The organism is Thermodesulfobacteriota bacterium (assembly GCA_039028315.1).
In the GTDB taxonomy this organism is placed as follows: domain Bacteria; phylum Desulfobacterota_D; class UBA1144; order Nemesobacterales; family UBA2774; genus CR02bin9.
Genome location: JBCCIH010000152.1, coordinates 1 through 6,157, shown reverse-complemented (window position 1 = coordinate 6,157; position 6,157 = coordinate 1). Strand labels below are relative to the sequence as shown.

Genomic DNA, 6,157 nt, shown 5'->3' with positions numbered 1-6,157 from the left:
TTCTCTTCAATTTTTAAGAACACGAATGTGAACGTAAAAACAGTTGAGACTCCAATTAAAACTAGAACGTTTGTGAGCATGTCAGCCTTTTTTAAACTTTTCTCTATTTATAATATAAATTCCAAGAAAAACAAGGGCGACGCCGACCACTTGGAGTATGGTGATTGGCTCAGCTCTGAAGATGCGCCCTTCTAAAAGGCCGAATATCGGAAGGAAGTAGAATATAAACGAGGCAAAGAACGCCCCGGCGCTTTTGATCAGGTAGAAGTAGCCAAAGTAACTGCTCGCGGTGCATATTATTGCAAGCACAAGCTCGCTTAGGATTGTGTCTCTTGTCCAAGGCACCTGCTCAGGGCTCTCGAAGATAAATGCCAGTGCGGTCAAAAATATTGCGCCGAACATGATCAGATACATTGTGGTGATAATTGGGTTTATATCACGCAGCCACTTCATTATCAAAATGCCGTTTATGGCAAGGAGTATGAACGCGCCGCCGATGTAGAAAACGCCAAGCAGAGTTGAGCCGCCGGCTAGTATTCTGTGAAGACCAATCACAAGCACAAGGCCCACGAGGCCTAAGAGTAATCCGCCTACGCCGCTTAATTTAAACGGCTCCATTCTTAGGATGAATACGAGAAGAATAAACGTTGAAAGAGGTGTTACGGTAACGAGCACTGACGCGAGGCCTACGGATAGATACTCTTGGCCGAATGCGAGCCCGGCCCACACAATCACAATTCCTATGAGCGAGAGGAATATAAACTTGGGCATGTAGTTTAAGAGACCCGTCATCTTTGTGCGAGTCGCAAGGGCGATAACGTACATGGTGAGAAAGGCAAAAATCGCTCTGCCTGCCATAATAGTTAAGGGCGGAACTGTAGATTCTTCAGTTTTTACAAAGAGAATTGCACTCGCCCATACAAGAGCAATGTAGAGCATGAGTAAGGTTGATTTGACCATGGAGCTTTTAGAATCATCCTCCCTTGAGCTTAGCCCGGTTTACAAGATATACGCCGCCGACAATCATAATAACACCTATAATTTGAGATAATACCACTTTTTCGTTTAAAACGAGATGCCCGGCCAAAAGTCCGAACACCGGGATGAAGTAGAAAATGAATGAGGAGAAATATGCCCCCTCTCTGTAGATAATGAAGTAGTAGCCAAAATAGCCTAGGCCAGTGCAAATCAGTCCAAGCGCAAGCTCTGCGGCAATGGTCTCCCCAGTCCAAGGGAGCGACATCGGGCTCTCAAATATAAACGCGAGAGCGCCAAGGATAATGGAGGCGAAGAACAGAAACCAGGTAGATGTAATAACAGGGTCTATTGTCTTTGCCAATTTAGCAACCAAGATGCCGTTTATTGTGAAACATACAAAGCCGCCGAATATTAGGAGCACGCCTTTTAAGGTTGATCCGCCGCCCATAATTTTGCTTATGCCTATTACGAGAACAATTCCCGCTACTCCAATTAATAGGCCAAGTAGGCCTTGAAAACTAAAATGCTCTTCTTTTAAGATTAGTACCAGAATTACAAATGTGAGAAGAGGTGTTGTTGTGACGATAACTGATGCAACCCCAGCGCTTACGTGCTCCTGGCCAAAGGCAAGACTAATCCAAAGGGCAGATATTCCCAGAAGCGCAAAGGTAAAAAACTTCCAAGCATCTTTAACATGGGCTAAAAGGTCTTTTCTTAGAATAAGCGCTACGATGAATAAAAACACAAAGGCTATTATGGAGCGCCCGAACATAATTGTGATAGGCGTAATCGTGCGCTCTTCTATCTTTAGGAAGATAAATGTAAATGCCCAAAACGCCGCCACAAACATCAGAACTGTTACATTTAATACCATCTTTAGCCTTGTTTGAACTTTACTCTATTTATCAGATAAACGCCAAGAAAGACAATCATCATACCAACTACTTGGGAAATCCTGATACTTTCACTTAAAACCAGGAATCCGCCCAAGATTCCCACAATCGGAATCAAATAAAATGTCATAGAGGAGAAAAACGGCCCGGCGCGATTCAGAAGCCAATAATAAACTACGAATCCGCTAGCAAAACTGAAAACTCCCATTATGAGCTCCGCTGTGATATTGCCCGTGGTCAGTTTTATACTCGTAGGGTCTCCGAAGATGAATGTGATTATCCAAAGCATTACAGTTGCAAAGCCTGTGTAGTAAACACTTGCTGCTAAAGGATCCGCGTTTTGAGCAAGCATGGGCGCAATTATGCCGTTTATTGCAAACAATGTATATCCTGAGGCAATTAGAAGAGCTCCTATTAATACAGAGCTTCCGCCTAGAATGTTTTTTAGACCTACCACAAATACGAGCCCCAGAGCTCCAACCAAAAGACCTATTACACCAATTACGCTAAATCGCTCCGTTCTGAGAAAAAACACAGTAATAATGAATGTGACAAGGGGCGCTACTGTGACCATAACTGATGTGAGACCTGCGGTAATATATTCCTCTCCTAATCCAACTGCGACCCACATCAAAACAATGCCCAGCACTGCAAAGACAAGCCAGGCAAACCAGTTTTTTGCATGGCCTACTAAGTCTCGCCTCAAAACCAGAGAGATTATAAGTAGCGCTAAAAAACCGATAGTGCATCTGCCCGCTTGAACGCTGAGAGGCCCAATTGTCTGCTCGGTGTATTTGATCAGTACAAACGCTGATCCCCATGCGACTGAGACATATATGAGCGCGAGTAAGTTCTTAATCAAATTAAGATTCCTTCATTTTATTTCTATTTATTAGATAAAGCCCTAAGATCACAACACCAATACCTACCATCTGAAGCATATTAGTTTTTTCTCCCATATAAACAACAGCAAAAAGCATTCCAAAAATTGGCATAAGGTAAAAAGTGGTCGAGGCAAAAAGCGGCCCGGCATGCTTAATCATATAGTAGAACCCTACAAAACCGCCTGCTGTGGGGATTAAGCCGACAATAATCTCAACTGCGATATTATCTAGCCCCCACTTCATCTGCAAAGGGGCCTCGATAATGAAAGCAAGCACGATAAGTATAACAGTGCTCATACCGATGTAGTACGTAGTCGCAATAATAGGGTCTGCGCGTTTAACCAGCCTTGGAGCTAAAACGCCGTTTAGCGCAAATAGCATAAAACCGCCCACAACAAGAGCAACTCCAAGGAGCTCTGCGCCGCCTGAAACTATGTTGTCGACACCTATTACCAAGACCAATCCCACCAGCCCTAAAAGAAGACCGGTGACATTTGAGAGAGTTATCTTATCATCACGCAGAACTACTGCTGTGATAACAAAAGTTGTGAGAGGGGCAACACTGACCATGACAGACGCAAGCCCTGATGAAATGTACTTTAGTCCATAGGCATCAGCCAGCCATAGCTGCACAATCCCTAGCAGCGCAAACACCAAATAGCCTGGCCAGTTCTTTATCCCGGACCTTAAATCCTTTTTTAATATTAGGCATAAAATCAGTAGTGCAACAAAAGCAACAATAGCCCTTGCCGCCATTTCTGTTACAGGACCGATAGTTCTTAAATTGTATTTTAGGAGAGAAAATGCTCCGCCCCATGCGGCAGCGAGATAAATGAGAATTAAAATATTAACCAGCATCGCACATAGAGCTTAACATTAATAAGTGAGAAATATTACAGAATTTTTATCCGCCTGTGATCATTGCAATAAATTCGTTATAAGCTGGGGTTATGCGCTTAATTTCATCCCCCGCCAAAAGCGCATCATAGATCACGCCTGAATCGTGGCGGATTGTGAGGATGATAAAGGTTTTGACCACCGTGCCGTAGTCACTTGAGGATTCGACATTTGGGTTTAGCTTTATGCTGACAATATCGGCAATATGAATCTTTTTCTGAATCTCAACTTTCTCAACCTTAGCCTCATTTACGCCTTTAAATCCGGAGACAGATTCTTTGCCTTGAACTCCTTGAAATACTAGCTGCTCGCCTGATCTTTTTATTGTCACATAACTCCCAGGGGTAAAGCCGAGCCCCGAGACATGTTTAATTCTTAAATCCATTGTACAACTTCCTTTAGTCTTATATTTACATCCACCTATCTCTTATTTTACAGGATACGGACAAAGTCCGCTAACATAATTTTCATAACTTTTTGTTTTGTGGAAAATAGTTGGCTGCGGGGCCTTCCCGCTTAATTCTTTGTAGGTGCTGAGGGCTGATCAGCATCAGAGACGCTTTCTTTCTCTTCAACTAGGCTTTCTTGTATAAACGCTACAACGTTTCTTGGCTCTATGCCTAAAGAGTTAATGTTATGCTGCCCGTCCTCAACTGAGATAAACACGTTTTTAACCCCGGCGTCATTAAGCTCATCGTGAAGCGCCTTACTCTGTCCCCAGGGAACGATGCAGTCTTTCTCGCCGTGGGCGATGTAGACAGGAGGGGCCTTTTTTGTTACGTATGCACATGGATCAGCCGCCCTTACTTTTTTAAGGTCACAGCTGTCGATGTTGTATCTTTCGTCATGGGTTTCAGAGCAGTCCAGAAGTTCTAAAATCGGGCTTGAGTACTGAGGCTCATCACACATGCCTGACTTAACAGCGCTATTTTTCTGCACCGCAAGGCTGCTCATGTTATAAGCGCCATAGAACAATATCGCCGCTCTTACATCAGTCGTAGGACCTGGGTTTTGATCACCCCTAAGCTCATCTGCATCTGCAGCAAAAGCGGACATAGCCGCTAGGTGTGCACCTGCCGACTCTCCGGCAATGATTAATTTGTCCGGATCTATTCCGAGCTTAGCTGCGTTTGATTTGGCCCATCTTACGGCCGCGTTTACGTCATAAATAATCTCTGGCCATGGAGCCTGAGTGTCGTTTGCAAGCCGGTAGTTTATTGATATGAGGTTATATTTCCCAAGCCCTGCTATGCGGTAGGCAAGAGGGTCAATCTTTCTTTTATCCCCGGCAATCCAAGCTCCGCCGTGAATCCAGATAAGCGTAGGTCTAGCCACTTCGGACTTTTCTTCATATGCATAGAAATCAAGCTTCTGACGCTCATGACCGTCCGCAACATATGTATACTCCAGTGGTTCAGATAGCCTTGAGCTTGAGATAACATCTTCTGTGGCAACGGACTCAAAACTCTTTTGAGAGTCTCCCATCCACTCACAGCCCGCTATCATAACCGCAATTATAGATAAAATTAGAGCTGTAAATAAGCTTTTAGAAAATCCTGATTTCATCTGAAAAAATCACACCATCCCTAATGGGCGAGAAATTTACTGCAAAACAATAATATACCTTGGAATTGGGCGCACTGCACGTGCGCCCGGGAAATTAATAATTCTTAATAGGATACTTGAGAACTATGGCTCCATATTATCGTCAATAAACTCTAGGATCCCCTCAACATCAAGCATCAATGACATCGAATCGTGTACACCGTCCGCCACGATCATAGTCTCGTTTGTCACACCAGCAATATTCAATGCAGACTCCATACCGACCGTTTGAAGATATGGAACAACACAGTCATCTCGTCCGTGGACAAGATAGGACGGAGGATCTGAGCTATCCACATTCATAACAGGGCTTGCAGAATCTAATGCATCTTGGCTGCATCCCGCAAGAGGATCTACTTCAAGAGAAAAACCGCAATCAAGAAGAACTACAACTGCAGTAATTCCGACAAGGTCTAAAACATTGCAAGTCCCGTCATCCACAAGATCAAAACCGTCCTGTGAAATCATATTCATATCATATGCGCCGAAGATTAGAAACGCCAAAGCGACATCGGTCTGTGTTGGGGGTACCAGGTTCTCTGGACCCTGCAGCTCATTCACATCAGACCCATAAGCTGCGGCTGCGGCTATATGAGCTCCCGCAGATCCGCCGACTAAAACAAGTCTTTCAGGATCTACATCGAGCATAGCAGCGTTTTGTTTTATCCATCTGATCGCTGCATTAACATCATGAATCTGCGCGGGCCAAGGAGCGGTATCAGGAGCTATTCCGGCCAAACGATAGCCAACTGAGATAAGATGAAATCCAGCCTGCTCTGCTGCATCAAGGATAACGGGCTCATCGAGCACATCCTCTTTATCTCCTGCTAACCAAGCGCCGCCGTGTATGAATACAATTGCGGGCCTCACTGGATTTGCCCCTCTTGACTCAGCTGATGC

General features: G+C 44.4%; 7 protein-coding genes. All 7 read right to left on the bottom strand.

From position 1 onward, the window contains the following. Positions 1 to 81: 81 nt before the first annotated feature. Positions 82 to 939: a DMT family transporter gene (locus AAF462_09350; protein MEM7009323.1), complete on the bottom strand. Its 858-nt coding sequence runs from the start codon at positions 937 to 939 to the stop codon at positions 82 to 84. A 34-nt stretch (positions 940 to 973) separates the two neighbouring features. Continuing rightward, complete coding sequence (locus tag AAF462_09345; protein MEM7009322.1) at positions 974 to 1,852, bottom strand: DMT family transporter; 879 nt, start codon at positions 1,850 to 1,852, stop codon at positions 974 to 976. A 2-nt stretch (positions 1,853 to 1,854) separates the two neighbouring features. Continuing rightward, on the bottom strand, positions 1,855 to 2,733 hold the full coding sequence (locus AAF462_09340) for a DMT family transporter (GenBank protein ID MEM7009321.1): 879 nt from the start codon (positions 2,731 to 2,733) through the stop codon (positions 1,855 to 1,857). A gap of 1 nt (position 2,734) precedes the next feature. Continuing rightward, positions 2,735 to 3,613 carry a DMT family transporter gene (locus AAF462_09335; protein ID MEM7009320.1) on the bottom strand — a complete coding sequence of 293 codons (879 nt, stop codon included), beginning with the start codon at positions 3,611 to 3,613 and terminating at the stop codon, positions 2,735 to 2,737. Between the two features lie 46 nt (positions 3,614 to 3,659). Further along, positions 3,660 to 4,037, bottom strand: coding sequence for a hypothetical protein (locus AAF462_09330; protein MEM7009319.1), 378 nt, complete (start codon positions 4,035 to 4,037; stop codon positions 3,660 to 3,662). 131 nt (positions 4,038 to 4,168) lie between these two features. Next, positions 4,169 to 5,218: an alpha/beta hydrolase gene (locus AAF462_09325; GenBank protein MEM7009318.1), complete on the bottom strand. Its 1,050-nt coding sequence runs from the start codon at positions 5,216 to 5,218 to the stop codon at positions 4,169 to 4,171. Positions 5,219 to 5,341: 123 nt separating this feature from the next. Then, positions 5,342 to 6,157: alpha/beta hydrolase (locus AAF462_09320; GenBank protein MEM7009317.1), on the bottom strand; the 816-nt coding region annotated here is incomplete at its 5' end.